Source organism: Comamonas suwonensis, assembly GCF_012844455.2.
GTDB lineage: Bacteria > Pseudomonadota > Gammaproteobacteria > Burkholderiales > Burkholderiaceae_C > Comamonas > Comamonas suwonensis.
Genome location: NZ_JABBCQ020000004.1, coordinates 108,394 through 125,293, shown reverse-complemented (window position 1 = coordinate 125,293; position 16,900 = coordinate 108,394). Strand labels below are relative to the sequence as shown.

13 protein-coding genes are annotated in these 16,900 nt (G+C 60.0%); 2 read left to right on the top strand and 11 right to left on the bottom strand.

Annotated elements, in window-relative coordinates:
• Window positions 1-207: 207 nt before the first annotated feature.
• Genes ampD through HF327_RS05905 form a run of 7 tightly spaced genes read right to left on the bottom strand, consistent with a single transcriptional unit; the run spans window position 208 to window position 10,015 of the window.
• Complete coding sequence (gene ampD, locus HF327_RS05935) at window positions 208-846, bottom strand: 1,6-anhydro-N-acetylmuramyl-L-alanine amidase AmpD (protein ID WP_169107370.1); 639 nt, start codon at window positions 844-846, stop codon at window positions 208-210.
• Window positions 839-2,320, bottom strand: a complete 1,482-nt coding sequence (locus tag HF327_RS05930) for a sigma-54-dependent transcriptional regulator (protein ID WP_206764357.1) — start codon at window positions 2,318-2,320, stop codon at window positions 839-841. The genes ampD and HF327_RS05930 overlap by 8 nt, the downstream gene beginning before the upstream one ends.
• Window positions 2,321-2,334: 14 nt before the next feature.
• Complete coding sequence (locus HF327_RS05925) at window positions 2,335-4,137, bottom strand: sensor histidine kinase (protein WP_169107506.1); 1,803 nt, start codon at window positions 4,135-4,137, stop codon at window positions 2,335-2,337.
• A gap of 4 nt (window positions 4,138-4,141) precedes the next feature.
• Window positions 4,142-4,393, bottom strand: coding sequence for a PP0621 family protein (locus tag HF327_RS05920; protein ID WP_169107368.1), 252 nt, complete (start codon window positions 4,391-4,393; stop codon window positions 4,142-4,144).
• Window positions 4,390-5,196, bottom strand: coding sequence for a cytochrome C assembly family protein (locus HF327_RS05915; RefSeq protein ID WP_169107367.1), 807 nt, complete (start codon window positions 5,194-5,196; stop codon window positions 4,390-4,392). The genes HF327_RS05920 and HF327_RS05915 overlap by 4 nt, the downstream gene beginning before the upstream one ends.
• Before the next feature lie 58 nt (window positions 5,197-5,254).
• Window positions 5,255-6,184, bottom strand: a complete 930-nt coding sequence (locus tag HF327_RS05910; RefSeq protein WP_169107366.1) for a GGDEF domain-containing response regulator — start codon at window positions 6,182-6,184, stop codon at window positions 5,255-5,257.
• A gap of 39 nt (window positions 6,185-6,223) precedes the next feature.
• Complete coding sequence (locus HF327_RS05905; protein ID WP_169107365.1) at window positions 6,224-10,015, bottom strand: response regulator; 3,792 nt, start codon at window positions 10,013-10,015, stop codon at window positions 6,224-6,226.
• Window positions 10,016-10,380: 365 nt separating this feature from the next.
• Between HF327_RS05905 and ffh the strand changes: the two genes are divergently transcribed.
• Together ffh and HF327_RS05895 are read left to right on the top strand one after the other, a co-directional pair.
• Window positions 10,381-11,772 carry a signal recognition particle protein gene (gene ffh, locus HF327_RS05900; protein WP_099735745.1) on the top strand — a complete coding sequence of 464 codons (1,392 nt, stop codon included), beginning with the start codon at window positions 10,381-10,383 and terminating at the stop codon, window positions 11,770-11,772.
• A gap of 212 nt (window positions 11,773-11,984) precedes the next feature.
• Window positions 11,985-12,587, top strand: coding sequence for a C40 family peptidase (locus tag HF327_RS05895; protein ID WP_169107364.1), 603 nt, complete (start codon window positions 11,985-11,987; stop codon window positions 12,585-12,587).
• A 68-nt stretch (window positions 12,588-12,655) separates the two neighbouring features.
• Here the strand turns inward: HF327_RS05895 and HF327_RS05890 are convergent, their stop codons facing one another.
• The 4 genes from HF327_RS05890 to HF327_RS05880 are packed head-to-tail and all read right to left on the bottom strand — an operon-like array spanning window position 12,656 to window position 16,842.
• On the bottom strand, window positions 12,656-13,423 hold the full coding sequence (locus HF327_RS05890; protein ID WP_236024066.1) for a DUF1266 domain-containing protein: 768 nt from the start codon (window positions 13,421-13,423) through the stop codon (window positions 12,656-12,658).
• On the bottom strand, window positions 13,420-14,622 hold the full coding sequence (locus tag HF327_RS05885; protein WP_169107363.1) for a hypothetical protein: 1,203 nt from the start codon (window positions 14,620-14,622) through the stop codon (window positions 13,420-13,422). Before HF327_RS05885 ends, HF327_RS05890 begins: the two co-directional genes overlap by 4 nt.
• Entirely contained in the window at window positions 14,604-14,762 is a 159-nt protein-coding gene (locus tag HF327_RS21965) for a hypothetical protein (protein WP_236024065.1), read from the bottom strand. Before HF327_RS21965 ends, HF327_RS05885 begins: the two co-directional genes overlap by 19 nt.
• A gap of 28 nt (window positions 14,763-14,790) precedes the next feature.
• Window positions 14,791-16,842 carry a hypothetical protein gene (locus HF327_RS05880; RefSeq protein ID WP_236024064.1) on the bottom strand — a complete coding sequence of 684 codons (2,052 nt, stop codon included), beginning with the start codon at window positions 16,840-16,842 and terminating at the stop codon, window positions 14,791-14,793.
• Window positions 16,843-16,900 lie beyond the last annotated feature (58 nt).

Sequence of the window (16,900 nt, the reverse complement as noted above, 5' to 3'; positions counted from 1 at the left end):
AAAAATTTAGGTGTTTGGTACAGGCGACAGATGTTGCGTGCGCGCCATTGACAGTGAGGGCTTGAATGTGAACCCAGAAGTCGAAGTGGTTACTCTTAAAAGATGAGCAGCTTGCGCAATTCAACAGGGCACTTCAGTCATGTATAGATCTGAAAACATTGAAAATCAGGCGCTACATGCTCCTGATATATGTGCGGTCTCTGAGGTTCAGGCTGGTCGCGAAGGGAATTCCCAGGCCTGTGTGCCGCTATCAGCGCTCAGCCGCTGCTGAAGTTGCGCCCAGTCAAAGCCAGGGCCGGGGTCTTGCTTGCGTCCCGGTGCAATGTGCTCGTGGCCGGCGATGTAGCGAATAGCGTATTGCGCGGCAATGGACTGGCAAAGCTGCTGCAAGGCCTGATATTGAGGGGCTTCAAAGCTCAGGCCTTCAAGGCCTTCGAGTTCAATGCCAATAGAGTCGTCGTTGCAGCGGTCACGGCCTCGCCACTGGCTGATGCCGGCGTGCCATGCACGGTCATCGCAGCTGACAAATTGCCAGATCTCGCCATCGCGGGTAATAAAGAAGTGAGATGACACTTCCAGTCCGCGAATGCCTTGGTAGTAAGGGTGGGCGTCCCAGTCCAGCTGATTGCTGAAAAGCTGCTGAACGGCCCCCGTTCCGTACTGACCCGGCGGCAGGCTGATGGAGTGAACAACGACAAGGTCGATCAGTGCGCCATCAGGGCGCGGACCATAGTTGGGAGAGGCAAGTTGCCGGGCAGGCTGGTACCAGCCGGAAGACCAGTCCAAAGACTTCTTTGGCGATTTTTCTGGCAATGGGGATGCGTCGTGCGGCACAGAATCAGGCATTGTCAGTTTGGTGCTTGCCGCCCTCGGCGGGCAGGTCTATACCCAGACGGTCAATCCGGTAGCGAATCTGGCGCAGGCTGATGCCGAGTCTTGCCGCAGTCGCGGTGCGGTTGAAACCATTGTCCTGCAGTGCCCTGACCAGAATGCTGCGTTCTTGCTCGTCCAGCCAGCCTTGCAGATTTTCGGGCAGGCCCGCAGGGCTTTCTGCAGGTGCTTCTTGAAGGGGGGGCGGCACAGCAGTCAATGCCCCGCTGGCTGCGTTTTCGTTGCCCTGCGGCTGGCCGCTTGGCGGAATGCGCAGCGGGCCATCATCGCCCAGCGCAATCGCGCGGTGCAGCACATTTTCCAGCTCGCGCACATTGCCGGGCAGGGGGAGCAAGGCGATCTGGGCGAGGCTTATTTCATCCAGTGCAGGCGTGACCAGCCCCGATTCTTTGGCCAGTTTCTTGAGCAGAGCCTGACACAGCAGGCTCAGGTCTTCGCGGCGCTCACGCAGGGCGGGTAGCTCGATTTCAATGACATTGAGGCGGTAGAACAAGTCCTGACGGAAGTTTCCGGTCTGAACTTCGGTGCCCAGATCACGGTGGGTAGCGCTGACGATGCGGACATCGACAGACTCTTCCTGCGTGCTGCCCAAAGGGCGAATCTTGCGCTCCTGAATGGCGCGCAGCAGCTTGGCCTGCATGGCCAGCGGCAGGTCGCCAATTTCATCGAGAAACAGCGTGCCGCCCTGTGCGGCCTGAAAGTAGCCGGGCCTGTCTTGTGTCGCACCGGTGTATGAGCCTTTGCGGGCGCCGAAGAATTCGGCCTCCAGCAGGTTTTCAGGAATGGCGCCGCAGTTCACAGCCACCATGGGACCATTGGCGCGCTGGCTGCAGGCGTGCAGGGCGCGGGCCACCAGTTCTTTACCCGTGCCGGACTCGCCATGAATTAGCACTGGGGCCATTCCCTTGGCGACCTTGGCAATACGCTGTTTGACCCGTTGCATGGCCTGAGAGTTACCGACCAGTGCCTGCAGGGCGCTGGCATTGAGATCCTGGTTGCCACTGGCTGCGGTTGCAGAAGCCTGGGGGGAGGCGGGGGCGGGCACGGCCCCAATGCCTTGGACGGCAGAGGCAACGACCTGGCGGAACTGACGCAGGTCTACAGGCTTGGTCAGATAGTCAAACGCGCCTGCGCGCAAGGCCTCGACCGCATTTTCGGCCGAGCCATAGGCGGTCATGACGATACAGCGCTCGGTGCGCGACTGCTCGCGTAGCAGCAGCAGCAGCTCCATGCCAACGCCGTCGGGCAGTCGCATGTCGGTGATCACCACATCAAAGTGCTGGCTTTGCAGCTGTGCTGAGCCTTCTTGTACCGATCCGGCTGTCTCTACGCGATAACCCTCCCTGAGCAAGGTCAACTCATACAGTGTGCGCAGATCGGGCTCATCATCGACCACCAAAATGGTGGCACTTGTGGATGCAGTAGGCAAAAAAGTCACTAGGCTTACACCATGATTGAGTCAAAAAGAGTGCGGCTTGCGAGGGTCGACGGGCCGCTGCGCAGGGTCACGATAAATGCATTGCCATCGATATCACCTTCTGGCGCGCTGCGGGCAAGGCGCAGGTAGCGAATGGTTGCATCGTAGCGCTGACAGAGCTCACGGCAGATATACAGACCCAGACCGCTGGAGCGGCTTTGCGAGGAGAAAAACGGCTCGAACAGGTGGCGCTCTACGCTGGCTTCCAGCGGTGCGCCGTTGCTCCAGACCATGAACCAGCAGATATCGTCTTCAGGCAGGCCAGGCATCTGGGTATTCAGCGGGCCGTGGCCGCTGACCAATTGCAGGCCGGCCTCATTGTCTGTATGACTGCGGTGGCGCTGGGCATTGTCCAGCAGATTGATCAGCACGCGGCGCAGATGCTCCTCATCAAACACGATATGCCGTGTGCTTGCATTGAGCTGAAGCAACAGCTGGCGAGATGGCGTGGACTGCCCGCGCCATTCGTTGCTGATCTGGGTGAGCAGGGTATCGAGCGGCAGGGACTGGCCCTGATGGGTTTCTACACCCTGCTGCACGCGTGTCAGATTGAGAATTTCTTCGGCAATGCGAGCCAGCCGCTCAGCGTTCTGGCCCACGATGCGGCAAAGCTGCTGGGGTCCGGGCTGGCTGACGAGGTCTTCGGCCAACAGCGCATTGGCTTGCGTAATGGCAGCCAGTGGGTTGCGTATCTCATGCGCCACGGCCGCAGACATACGGCCCATGGATGCCAGTTTTTCGGTGCGCAGCTGTGCTTCCATCTCGCGCAGGTCATGCAAAAACATGACGCAGAGTGAGTGGCCGGGCTCAGTTTGAGGTTCTTCATCCAGATAGGGTGCGGCAACTTCGGTGATGCGGGTGCGCACATTGATTCCGGTGGGGCCGCGATGCTCGGTGGCCTGCAGGTGAATCGTGGCCGACAAAGGGCGGGCGTGGGCAAAGCTGGCCTGCGCGGCATCCGCCAAAGGCGCCCATCCGCTATGTGCTTGCAGAGAGAAGGGCTGGGTGTGTTCAGGTGGCAGATTCAGCAATTGCAGAGCGGCGGGGTTGGCCTGCAGCACTTGCAGGCTGGAGTCGACCACCAGCACACCATCCGAGAAATGGTTGATGACCAGGCTGTTGACCTGCTCCTGTGTCTGGGTGCGCAGGCGGTTGAACAGTGCCTGAGAGCGCTCGCGCCTGACGCGTTTGGCCAGCTCGTGCGTGAGATAGGCTACGCAGAAATAGCCTGCCGAAGAAAATGCGGTCTGATAGTAGGCCTGAGCGGCATCGCTGAGCCCGCCTCGGTAGAGCCAGAAGGTGTGGGCCAGCGTTAGCAGCGTAATACAGGCCGTGGTCCCAAACGCGAGCATCAGGCCGCCCAGCGCTGCCGAAATCAGGATGGGAATGGCCAGCAGAGCGGTGTAGTTGAGCGATCCCACCTGGAAAATCTGCAGCAAAAAAATCACGGCAATGTCTACGCCGATCACCGGCAGCCATTGCAGGGCGGCACGCGGCGCGGGCAGATGCTTGCCTGCCAACAGTCGCAGCACCGTAGTCAGAATCAGATAGACAATGCAGACCAGCCAGACCAGTGGCGAGCTGATGTTTTGCAATTGCAGATTCAGCGCTTGCAGCAAGATTAAGGCCAGTGCCAGAAAAATACGGCCGCTTAAAAATGCCTGCCACAGGCGCACAAACGGGGCATTGAGGCTGGCATCGGCCCGGCGGCTAATGGCGGTATCCAGCGGAATGGCGGTGTGCTGCCAGGGCGAAGCGGAATTCACCATGGTTTCAGTGCCGGGATTGCTGCGCCAGGCTGCGGTGCTCTGCGCTGCAGTAGTAATGGTTTTCGCCATCGGTCACTGCATCTGCCTGAGGGAGGTGAAGGCCGCAGTGGGCGCAGGCCACCATGTTTTGCGGTTGCTTGAGGGCGGGTGCAGGCCTGGTGCCAGCCGTTTTGCGCTCAGCGACTTCGTCCCTGCGCTTGTTGCGCCAGATGCCGACGGCCACCACGATGACCAGCAAGACAAGCAGGTACTTCATGCGACGCGCTCCAGCAGAACTTCAGCGACAAAGCGCGAGCCCACATAGGCTAGCAGCAGAAAGATGGCACCGATATACAGCACGCGCACGGCGCTTTGCCCACGCCAGCCAAAGCGATTGCGGCCAAACAGCAGTACTGCAAAAGCGATCCAGGAGAGCAGGGAGAAAACGGATTTGTGATTCCACACCCAGCTCTTGCCATAAAGCTGCTCACCAAAAAACCAGCCAGCAGCCAGCGTGGCGGTCAGCAAGACAAAGCCTGCGCCCACAAAGCGGAACGTCAGGCGCTCCAGCGTGAGTAGAGGCAGGCCTCCATCATGGTCGGCGCCTTGGCGCATCTGCCGCTCGGCATGGCCCATCAGCGCGGCGTGGACAACGGCTGCGGCAAACAGTCCGTACGATGCAATGCCAAGGGCCAGATGCAGCGGTAGCCAGGGCGAGGCATCGACATGCAGGGGAGAGCCCGGAAACACCACGGCCAGCAACACCGCCAGGCTGCCCATGATGGAAAGCGGCCAGCGCGAGCTGAGCTGGGGGTAGAGCTGCTGCTCGACCACATAGACGGTCAGCACCAGCCAGGCCGTGATGGAGAGTGCGGGTGCGAAGCCAAAGCGCGGAAACTCGCCCAGCAGGCCCCAGCCCAGAAACAAGGCGTGCAAGGCCCAGGCCAGACGCAAGCAGCGGCGCGCGCCTGTTTCTTGCAGGTGTTGCGTGGTAAGTGCGGGGAGGGCGTAGGCAATGGCTGCCGCAATGGCCAGAATCCAGGCCATGGGGCTGGCTGCGGTGAGCGGTTGGGAAAGCATGTTTTCAATGATAGTGCGGCTGGCTGGCACTCATCTTTTGCAGGGGCGTGCGGGGGTGTCAATTTTTCGCATAAAGCGCGGACTGCACCTGATTGCGGCCTTGTGTTTTGGCTTTGTAGAGTAGTTCATCGACTTTTTGCAGCCATTTCTCAAAGGTTTCTGGTGTGGGCTGTGTGATGGTGAGTACTCCGCAACTGACTGTCAGGTGCTTTGCTACGTCAGATGCGGCATGGGCTATGCACAGCTGGGCCACGCTTTCGCGAAACTGCTCGACCAGCGTCTGTGGCTCGCTATTGCCGGGCAGGATGAGCGCAAATTCTTCGCCACCAAAGCGGGCTGCAATATCGAAAGAGCGCCGGGCATGGCGTGCCAGTGTTGATGCTACAGATTTAAGAGCTTCATCCCCTTGCAAATGGCCGTATTGGTCGTTGTATTGCTTGAAATGGTCAATATCGATCAGCGCCAGTCCCAGGACCTCGCCGGTGCGCATGCAGCGGCGGCTGGTGCGCTGCAGCATGTCATCAAAGTGGCGGCGGTTGGAGAGGCTGGTCAGCCCGTCCACATGGGCCAGGCGCTCCAGTGCTTGGCGCTGCTGGGCCATCTGAATCTGGTTGCGTACGCGCACACTCACCACGGCGGGGCGAATGGGTTTGGAGACATAGTCTGCTGCGCCAAGGCGCAGGCCGTACTCTTCGGCGGCGGCATCGCTTTGACCGGTGATGAAAATAATAGCGATTGCGGCCGTAGCATCATTGCTGCGTAACTGAGCCAGCACTTCATAGCCATCCATGCCGGGCATGCTGACGTCAAGCAAAATCAGCATCAGGCGGTGGGCCTCACGGCTGGCAATGGTCAGGGCGCTATGGCCATCCTTGGCCAGCAGAACCCGGTATTGCTGACCCAGAAGCTCTGCCAGCATGGTGCGGTTGACACGCTCGTCGTCAACGATGAGCAGTGTGGGCTGGTCTTGTTCCAGAACTTCCAACATAGGCCGTGCTTTACAGATAGAGGACAAAGGTGCGCAGAGTCAGATGGCCGTCTGATGCAGCTGTTGCTTGAGCAGGTCCAGGTCCTGCAAGGCCGCATCAGCCTCCAGATCTTCGATATTTTTGCGAATTCTCTGTAACTGCGCGCCATGCCGACGGTGATCCAGCTGGTGCTGCAGGCGCTCAAACCCTTCCACGGCGGCATAGTTGCCATCAGTAATGAGCTGGCGCAGCTCTTCAATAATGACGTCGACTTCTGCAAGAGAGCTGGCGGGCACGGCAGGAGCAGGGGACGTAGTCTCTGCCCCGGCTTCTGGCAGCTGCTTGAGCAGTTGCGCCAGTTGCTCGGCGAAGACCGGCACTTGCTGTTGCAGATGCTGGTGTGACTGCGGAGACAGACTCATGATGCCCTGAGGCGTGCGGCAGGCCGATTCAATCTGAGAGGCCTGTTCCATCAAGGCCGGTGCGCCCAGATAGCCCAGTGAGCCTTTGAGGGTATGGGCCAGCATGGCCAGGTCTTGCCAGCGGCTTTGCGACAGGTATTCCTGCAGGTGGGATGGTGCCTCAACGAAGTCACGTGCAAAGCCATTGAGCACGCGGCTGATCAGATTGGTGTTGCCGCGAAAGCGCTGCTGCATCTGAGACAGGTCAAAAGCGGGAGTGCTTGCCTGCTGGGGCTGAGCTGAAGAGGCATCAGGTGCCATCCACTGGCATAGCGTTTCATAGAGCAGCTTGTCATCAATGGGCTTGCTCAGGTGCGCATTCATGCCCGCAGCTTCAATGGCCTCGCGGTCTTCCGTGCGGGCCTGAGCGGTCAGTGCAATCACCGGCAGGTTGTGCAGGGCGGGCTGCTGGCGTATGGCGCGTGTGGCCTGCATGCCATCCATATTAGGCATGTGTACATCCATCAGCACCAGGTCAAAAGACTGCCTCTCCAGCACTTTTAGCGCCTGTTCACCATCGGTGGCCAGCTCGACCTGAATGCCGACCAGATCCAGAAAGTCTGCCGCCACTTCGCGGTTCAGGGCGTTGTCATCGACGACGAGTACGCGCTTGCCTTTGAGTTCTGGGTAGCGCTTGCTCGGCGATATGTCCGCCATGCTGGGCGCGGCAGCGGCTTGGTAGCCTGGGCTGTGTGCTTGCAAGATTTCGAGAATCGAGTTGAACAGCACGGACTCTGTGACCGGCTTGGTCAGCAAGCCTTGCAGGCCGAGTTGTTCGGCCTGTCTTTGCACCTCATCGCGGCCATAGGCGGTGACCATGAGTACGGCGGGAATGGTGGCCAAGTGTTCCACTTCGCGAATGCGCCGCGCGGCCTCAAGACCATCCATGCCGGGCATGCGCCAGTCCATCAGCACCAGGTCATAGGGCGAGCCGCTGTGCGATGCGAGGTGTAGTGCGGCCAGCGCCTTGTCGCCGCTGTCAACCGCATCGGTGCGCATGCCAAAGCCGCGCACCATGGTGCTGAGAATGTCGCGGGCGCTGGCGTTGTCGTCCACGATTAGCACTCTGTTGGCTGCGCCCACGCGGTAGATCTGCGGGCGCTTGGTCGGTTGGCTGGTCGCCATCATTTGCACTGCAAAGCGGAAAGTGCTGCCGCGCCCGGGCGCGCTGAACACATCAAAGCGACCACCCATCAACTGCACCAGACGGTTGCAGATGGCCAGTCCCAGCCCGGTGCCGCCATAGCGGCGCGTGGTCTGGCTGTCGGCCTGAGAGAAGGGGCGAAAAAGCTGCTGTATCTGCGCTTGATTCATACCGATGCCGGTGTCACGCACGGTAATCAAAAGGGTCTGAACCTCGTCCACCCCCGTGCTGGCACGCGCAATCGCGGGGCGCTCTTTCTCAATCGATACCACCACTTCGCCCTGATGGGTGAATTTGATGGCATTGCTCACCAGGTTGTTGAGTACCTGGCTCAGGCGCAGCGGGTCGCCGCACAGATGTCGCGGCACTTCTGGCGAGACCGAGTACACAATCTCCAGCCCTTTTTCTTCGGCTTTTAGGGTGGTGACGGCGGAAACTGTCTCCAGAATATCGTCCAGCGCGAACTCCACGCTCTCCAACTCCAGCATGCCGGCTTCAATCTTGGAGTAGTCAAGAATGTCATTGATGATGGACAGCAGCGCGTTGGCAGACAGCTCTACCTTGTCCAGATAGTTGCGCTGCTTGGGCGACAGCGGGGTTTGCTGCATCAGGCGCGTCATGCCAATGACTGTATTCATGGGCGTACGGATTTCATGGCTCATGGTGGCCAGAAATTCCGACTTGGTGCGCTCGGCCGTTTCTGCAGCTTCCTTGGCTTGCTGCAAGGCCAGCTCGGCCTCGCGTTCGCGGGAGATGTCTAGCAGGATGCCATCCCAGACCGTCCCTGTTTCGGTGTGGCGCGGAGCTGAGCGGCAGCGCAGCCAGCGCATGATGCCGTTGGGGCGGATGATGCGAAAGCTGTGGTCAAACAGCTTGTTTTGCTGCTTTGCCTCTTCCATCAAAAGTTTGTACAGGGCGATATCGCTGGGGTGAATGCGATCCAGATAGACCTGCTGGTTGGCAATGATGGCCGTTGCCTTGATGCCCATGAGCTTTTCCACACCTGCGCTGATGTAGCTGAGGCGCTGGGCGCCCTCGTTGTTCTCAAGGCGGAAGATGGCCCCGCTGGGCAGGTTGTCGGCCACGGCTTCAAGCCGTTGCTTGGCCGCTTCGCGCTCTGAAAGGTCTTGCACCACACCGCTGATGCCGATGATGTTGCCTTGGGCGTCCCGATCGGCCTGCCCCAGAATAGACGCCGGAAAGCTGCCGCGGTCCGGGGTGGTATGGGTGACGTCCAGTGCATAGGACTGCCCCGTCTGGGCACAGAGGTTGATGGCCGCTGCCACGCGGGCGTGATCTTCGGGCGGCATCAGGCGGCGCAGGTCGTCGGGTGTCAGCTGGGGTCCCTTGGGGTCGGCCCCATTTATCTCGTACATCATCTCTGATGCCCAGAATTCGCCGGTTTTCAGGTCCAGCCGCCAGCTGCCAATGCGCGACAGGCGCTCGGCCCGACGCAAAAAATGGTTGCTGGTGCGTAGCTCTTTCTCGGTGGCTCGCAAAGAGGTGATGTCGCGTGCGATACCCAGCAGACCAATCACGTTGCCGTTCTCGTCGTGGTAGGGGCTCTTGATGGACTGGAACAGGCATTTCCTCCCGTCCATCTTCACGTAGCCTTCGGAAATGATGGGCTTCTCGCTGTGTATGGCCCGGGAATCGTCGGTAGCAAAGTTGTTATTGCCACCCCAGATGTCTTGATCTGTCTTGCCTATCAGTGTCCCTTCCGCAAAGCCCGCCACTTTGTCGGCAGCAGGATTGGAGAACAGGTAGCGGCCGTCCAGGTCTTTGACAAAAACGATGTCGGGTGTGTCCCGCATGACGGAATTCAGCAGCCGACTGGAGTCTTTCCAGCGCTGCTCAAGCTCGATATTGAGCTGGCGGATTTCCTCTTCACGTCGAACGCGCTCAGAGATATCTCTGGCCATGGCGTAAAAGAGCTTGCGCCCCTCAACCAGCTGGCATGCAATTTTGACCTCGACGGGGTAAATCGTGCCGTTTTTGCGCTGGTGCTGGTTTTCCAGCACGGTGTTAAAGCCGGGCTCCATCGAGTTCCACAGGGCTATCAGCGCCCGCTCATCATGGTCATGCGAAAAATTCAGGACCTTGAGATTCAGCATTTCCTCACGGCTGTAGCCCAGACTTTCACAGGCTTGCATGTTGATATCCAGCAATTGGCCGCAATCGTCATGCAGAAAGAAGGCGTCAGCGAAGTGATCGAGGAAATGACGGTACAGCAGCTGGTCAGACATGAAGCGCCTTGGATTTAGGGAGCACCAGTGGTCTAGCGGCAGCCCCCGAAGCAGGGTGATGCGGCTGATGTTACCTGTGTAGCACTTAATAACAAGCTCGCCAGAACCCTGCGAAACGGTGCGCTGCTGGGCGGTTTTGCTGAATCGCCACAGACCGAGGGACCTCAGATCGGAGTCCGGGCGAGCGTAAACAGGCACCAACACCCTCTATAGAAGGGGGTGCGGGTAAAATGCCTTATTCGCACAGCTTTGCCTTGTCTCGGTGATGGACGGCCCGGCAATGTCTGCAGGCTGTGTGGCGACCGGCGCATGCTGGATCGCGCTCTGTTTCTTGTCTGTCCACAACTTTCGAATGCTTTTTGTCTATGGCCTCCGCACTGACCGATAAACTCTCGCGCCTCGTCAAGGAGATGCGTGGCCAGGCCCGCATTACCGAATCCAACGTGCAGGACATGCTGCGCGAAGTGCGCATGGCCCTGCTTGAGGCCGACGTGGCCCTGCCCGTGGTGCGCGACTTCATTGCCCGCGTCAAGGAAAAGGCGCTGGGTCAGGAAGTCATCAGCTCGCTGCAGCCCGGCCAGGTGCTGGTCTCCATCGTCAACAAAGAGCTGGCGGCCACCATGGGTGAGGGTGTTGCGGACATCAACCTCAATGCCCAGCCCCCCGCCATCATCCTGATGGCCGGTCTGCAAGGCGCTGGTAAGACGACCACTACCGCCAAACTGGCCAAGCACCTGATCGAAAAGCGCAAGAAAAAGGTGCTGACCGTCTCGGGTGACGTGTACCGCCCTGCTGCTATCGAACAGCTCAAGACCGTGACGGCACAGGCGGGTGCCGAGTGGTTCCCGTCCACGCCGGACCAGAAGCCCCGCGACATCGCTATCGCGGCGCTGGACTACGCCAAAAAGCATTACTTTGATGTGCTGCTGGTGGATACGGCCGGTCGCCTGGCTATTGACGAACTGTTGATGGCCGAAATCAAGGACTTGCACTCTATCCTGAAGCCCGTTGAAACCCTGTTCGTGGTGGATGCCATGCAGGGGCAGGATGCGATCAACACCGCCAAGGCCTTCAAGGAAGCGCTGCCGCTGACCGGTATCGTCCTGACCAAGCTCGATGGTGACTCGCGTGGTGGCGCGGCCCTGTCCGTGCGCCAGATCACGGGTGCTCCCATCAAGTTCGCCGGTGTCTCCGAAAAGCTCGATGGACTGGAAGTCTTCGATGCCGACCGCCACGCACAGCGCGTGCTGGGCATGGGCGACATCGTGGCCCTGGTCGAGCAGGTCACCAAGGGCGTGGACATGGAAGCCGCGCAGAAGATGGCCGAGAAGCTGAAGAGCGGCGACGGCTTTGATCTGAACGATTTTCTGGCGCAGCTGCAGCAGATGAAGTCCATGGGCGGCCTGTCCCAGTTGATGGATAAGCTGCCTGCCGAATTGGCCGGCAAGGCCGGTGCCGTGGACATGGACAAGGCCGAGCGCGAAATCAAGCGCAAGGAAGGCATCATCTGCTCCATGACCTTCAAAGAGCGCAAGCACCCCGCGCTCATCAAGGCCACGCGCAAAAAGCGCATTGCTGACGGCGCAGGCGTGCAGGTTCAGGAAGTGAACCGCTTGCTCAAAGAGTTTGAGCAAATGCAGACCATGATGAAGAAGTTCAAGGGCGGCGGCCTGATGAAGATGATGAAGAAGATGGGCGGCATGAAGGCCATGAAGGGCATGATGGGCGGCGGTGGCATGCCCAAGCTCCCCTTCTGATCAGCTCTACCCATCAAAAAAAGCGCTCCAATCGGGGCGCTTTTTTTGATGGGTTGCTCATGAAAAATGAGCTGCTTGCGCTCTATTAGATTGAGTTTTAGATGTTTTTGTTGGTGAATATGATATGAATTGGTCGCTGTCAGCTCATATTTTTGTAAAGCCGCAGACCTCACGCTGGAGCCGGGCTGCGCTTTCTGCGAACATGCCCATCCATGAAGCTACAAGTCTGGACTCCCATCCAGGGCGAGACCGCCCTCAGCGAAGCGCTGAACGTTGAACGCGATGCACCCAACCCCGGGCGGCGTGCCTGCACGCTGGCCCTGGTCGGTTCGCTGGCTGCGGTGCTGGCCGGATGCTCATCCGCCCCCAAGGAGAAGGCCAAACCCGCCGCACAGGCTGGCGGCCCGCGCTCGGCCCAGGTGCTCAATCTCTCCGAAGATCTGCGCGAATCCTTGCTGGCGCGCACCATGCTGGTGGTCAACACGCCCTATACCTATGGCGGCAATTCGCCCGAAGGTGGTTTTGACTGCAGCGGTTTGATTCAATGGGCCGTGGGAGGCATTACCGAGACCCGGCTGCCGCGCACCACATCGCAGTGGGCAAAGGTCAGCAATGCCGTGGACGGGCGTGATCTGATGCGCGGCGACTTTGTGTTCTTCAACACCTTGGGCGGGCGCTATTCGCACATGGGCATTTTTGTGGGCAATGGGCAGTTTGTGCATGCGCCATCCAGCGGCGGCACCGTGCAGCGCGCGCGCATGGATAACGTGTACTTTGCCAAACGCTTTACGGAAGCTCGCAGCATCTTTTCCTGAAGTTTTGCTGCACCCATGAAAAAGGGACTGCCTGGCAGGCCTTTTTTTGCAATCGTATTGATGGCGCTTTACGCTGATGCAGCAAGCGGCGTGGCAGTGTTTGAATCATCGACTGTCAGCGGCAAGCTCCAGCTCATCACATGCCATGGGTGCTTTTCTTCTGTCACCCACTGTGCGACTTCTTCGGGGCTGAAGGCCTTGCCCAGCACATCGCTGCGGCCAAGGGCCAGCCATTGGGTGCGTCCCTGTGCAAAGGCTTGGCCAAACTCCTGCCAGTTGCCAAAGCATTGTTGGGCGCGTTGGGCGTTGAGTAGCAGTACCTCCCAGTGCATGCTGTCTTCCAGCCAGTCCAGCAGCCGGGCGCTGCGCACAAAAAAGCTCACACGCGCGCAGGCAAAAGCCATGGCGGCGCGGCCGTCGTCGCTGCGCTGCAGGCGTTGCAAGTCCAGCATGAACCAGCGCTGGCGCAAAGCGTCGGGCAGTTGCTGGCGCACCTGCTCGTCGTTCAGGTCGGTGCGAAGACCCATGTGGTGCAAGATCATGGGGCGCAACTGTTTTGCCAGTGCCTCGTCAGCACCACCGAGATCGCTGGCAAAACCGCCCTGCATGGCGTGGTAGGCCATGGGGTGAGCCAGCGCCAAGGCCCAGTTGCGCTCATCGCTGCCGGCCTGGTAGCTGATGATGTCACCGCGTTTTTTGGCTTCGCCCAAGCGCTTGAAGCCACCGCGCAGCGTCCAGTAAATCAGGCCTCCGATGATGAAGAGAAGCGTCCAGCCGCTCAAGCCCTTCCAGTAAATCAGTCCCAAGATGATGAAAAAAAACGTCCAGCCGTTCATACCCGGCCTCCGGCGCGCAGGGGGCGTTTCTTGGCCATCTGCAGAGTGTGTTTCAGTGCGGCTGATTTGGGCATGCGATCTATCACTTCGCTGTCCAGTGAGTCCTTGCGCGCCGCCACCATCCACTGCATCAGCGGGGACTGCAGATTGAGCTGGGGAAGCAGGCTGGGGTACTGCTGCATCAGCCATAGCTGCTCGTTGTCGGTCTGCAACTCCTGCACCGAGCACCAGGGCGTCAGCTCGGGGTGGGCCTGCAGCACATCGGGCGGGCGCCGCACAATGCCCATGGCCACGGCATCTTCGGGTACTTCGTCATTGAGCGGCAGGTGGTTGAGCAGGGTCACCACATCAGGCACATAGCGCGCAATGGGGGGGCGGTTTTGCTTGCCTTTGATCTGCTCGATTTTCAGCTTGCCGTCTTTTTGCACAAAGGCGTTGACGGTGATGCGTGGCTGGGCTGCGCCCGTGCGATAGCTGAACAGGCGCATGCGACCCGACTCAAGGCCTTCCGCGTAATGCTCGCCATAGCCGCCGATAAAGGTCTTGCGGCTGGCAAACTGCCCCACGCAGTGGCCCATCATCTGGCTTTCATAGGCCATCTCTTGGCGGGCCTTGGGGCTCTCGCCAAGAAACTCTACAAAAGTGCCCAGCTGGCCGCGCAGAATGCCTTGCACGGCTTCTTGGCTGTGCTCTATCCAGCCGCTGTTTTGCTTTTGCTCGAAAGCCAGATGCTCCAGCATCCAGCGCGCCAGTGCCTGCGGGGCGTTCACGCGCTGCAGTTTTCCTTCCAGCGATGTGCCCTTGCGGGTGGAGAGAAACTCCACCAGCCGCGTCTCCAGCGTCAGCACGGCGGCGGAGTCGGGCAGCACCCACCACAGGTCGGGCAGGTCAAAGCCAGACTGCTTGCGCGCCAGTCGCTCGAGTGCCCAGGCGGGCGGCTCTTGCCTGCCCATCAGGGTCTGCAGTTGCTGGACATCGGCAATGCGCTGCACGCCGGGTTCATCGGCCTGCAGGTTGCCAACGACATGACGGTAGAAATGGTTGCCCAGCCAGGTCGCGACATCAGGCGCGTCGCCACGCCCGGTGCTGCGCTCCTTGATACGTTGCTTGATGGCCGGGGCGTTGACGACATCGCGGGCCTTGTAGGCACTGGCGGCGGCAGAGTGGTCGGGCGCTTGACTCACCAGAATTTCCACCATGGTTTGCGGCCAGAGGCTGGGGCGGCGTCGCGTTCGGCCAACTTGCGCTCGGCGCGCTCGATACCGGTGCGCGACATGCGCTGCTCGTCTGCGTCGTCGTCCTTGTCCAGATAGCTGTGGGCCTGTTTGTGCAGTTCCACGGATTCCTCCAGTAGCTCTGGATAGGCTTCAAGCGCGCAGGCGTGGCAGTACCAGCTCTGGGCGGGTGCTGGAGAAGAAATCCAGCATGGACATGAGAGAGGCCAGGTAGTCGCGGCGCTCGTTGCGTTGATCGTCTTCGTCCAGCTCGCTGAACCATTGGTCAAGACGCTCCATCCAGATGGTGATTTCGTCATCACGGTCGAGCTTGTAAAGCGACATGGCGACGGTGGAGAGGTAGCGCGTGGGGTCATGGCGGCTATAACCGTTATCCAGCGCAAAGTGCCACAGCCGCTCGGCTTCGATCACGGTCTGTGTGTCATCGTCTTTGCCTACCGCGCACCAGAACAGGCCGTTGTGGTGTTCTGCAAACGCGCTGCTGTTCAGACCCTTGTGGTGCAGTTCAGCGGCCTCGTCGTAGCGGTTCATGAAGCGGTACTTGATGGCCAGATTGTTGCAGAGCATGGAGTACACATGCAGATCTGCATCTTTGAACATGCCTTTGCCCGTGGCCCAGAAGTTCTCGAAGCGGCGCAGGCCTTCTTCGTAGTAGCGCACCACCAGGGGCTCGCGCACTTCTTGCGACGGCACTTTTTTCTTGCCGCCCATCAGGGGGGCGAGATCGTCGGGATCATCCAGCAACACGGCTGCCGCATAGCACCAGTGTCCGCCATGGGCTTCGGGGAAGGGGCGGGCCAATGCTTCTTCCAGAGGCAGGGCGGCAAAGCGGGCGGCCCACAGGGCCGAAAGTTTGTCGCCGTCGGCCAGTTCTGGATGCTGGCTTACACCCACTTCCAGCAGAGGCAAGGCCTGTTCAAACTGGCGCTTGCGGGCCAGTTTCATGCCATCAATCAGCGCCAGCGCCGGGTGACCCGGCTGGGCGGCGCGTGCCATGTTCAGGTAGAAGTCTGCCGGGTGGGGGGGGCGGCTTTCCTGCGCCAGCAACTGGCGCATGTCTTCATCTATCTGGGAGATGCCCAGAATCAGCGCCCAGGTAATGGAGTGAGCGGGATCGCTGTCAAAACGCTCGCGCGCCAGCTGGAAGGCTGCCACGGCAGAGACGGGGCGCGAGTGCAGCACGCTTTCAAGCGCCAGATCCGCAGCTTCGCTGATGCGATTGGCTTGCACCAGCCAGCCCAGATGCGTGGGGGTAAATGGGTCGCCTTCATCGTCGGTCAGGCCAAAGTGGCCTTGCGGTGCCAGTTGCAGCGCAGCCTCCAGCTGGCCAGCCTGTGCGCAGGCTTTGGCTTGCAGGCGCATGATTTTGACCTGTCGGTGGGCTTTGACGGCTTGCGATGGCGCAGGGCTTTCCGTGCGCGCTACCTGCTGTTCGCAGGCCATGAGCAACGCGGGCAGGCTTTGCGGTGCCAGCGGCAGGGCATGTTCTGCCAGCGTCATCCAGGAGTCAAAGTCCACGTTTTGCTCGTAGGTGGCATCGCGCAGGGTGTTGATGGCTGTCTGCACCATGCCGCTCATCTCGGCCGCAGGGTTGCTCTTTTGCAGCAGCGCGGCCTTGCGCACGCAGGCGATGGCGTCCAGATAGGCGGTGTCTGCGGCGAGATCGGGGTTGGTTCGTTCTCTGGCGCGGTGCAGGTCGATACCGGTGGCGGCAATGTCCCAGGCTTGGAGCTCATCGACCATCCACTGCCAGCCATGCCATAAATTGTCGGTGTCTATGTCTTCGGGCAGCCGGGCAATGGCCTGGGCAGCGGGCATGAGCAGGGCGGCGGCGGCGGACCTGTCAAAGACCATGCGACTTTGAATATCACTGAGCGCCAGCCGCACCGCTGAGTCGCTGGCAAGGTTGGCATCGGTGGTCAGCACCGCGGCTCTGTGCTGCTGCAGCAAGGTGTTGGCGGTTTCAGGTTGCTCCAGATAAAGCCAGAAGTCGTGAACTCGCTCCAGTTCTTGCACGGTGGCGGGGGCAAAGTTTTGCTGCCCCAGCAGTTCTACGGCAGCAGCAATGCGGTCTTGCCGGCTGATGGAGCTGGAGTGATTTTCGTGATAGTCATTGAGCAGTTCATGCGCTCGATCGATGAGAGCGAACAGGGCATCACCCTGAAGTGCAGCAGTTTGATTCATTGTGTACAGAGTTCGTGCCGGAGCAGTCGTTGCCCCAATGCCCTCCATCCTATCTGCT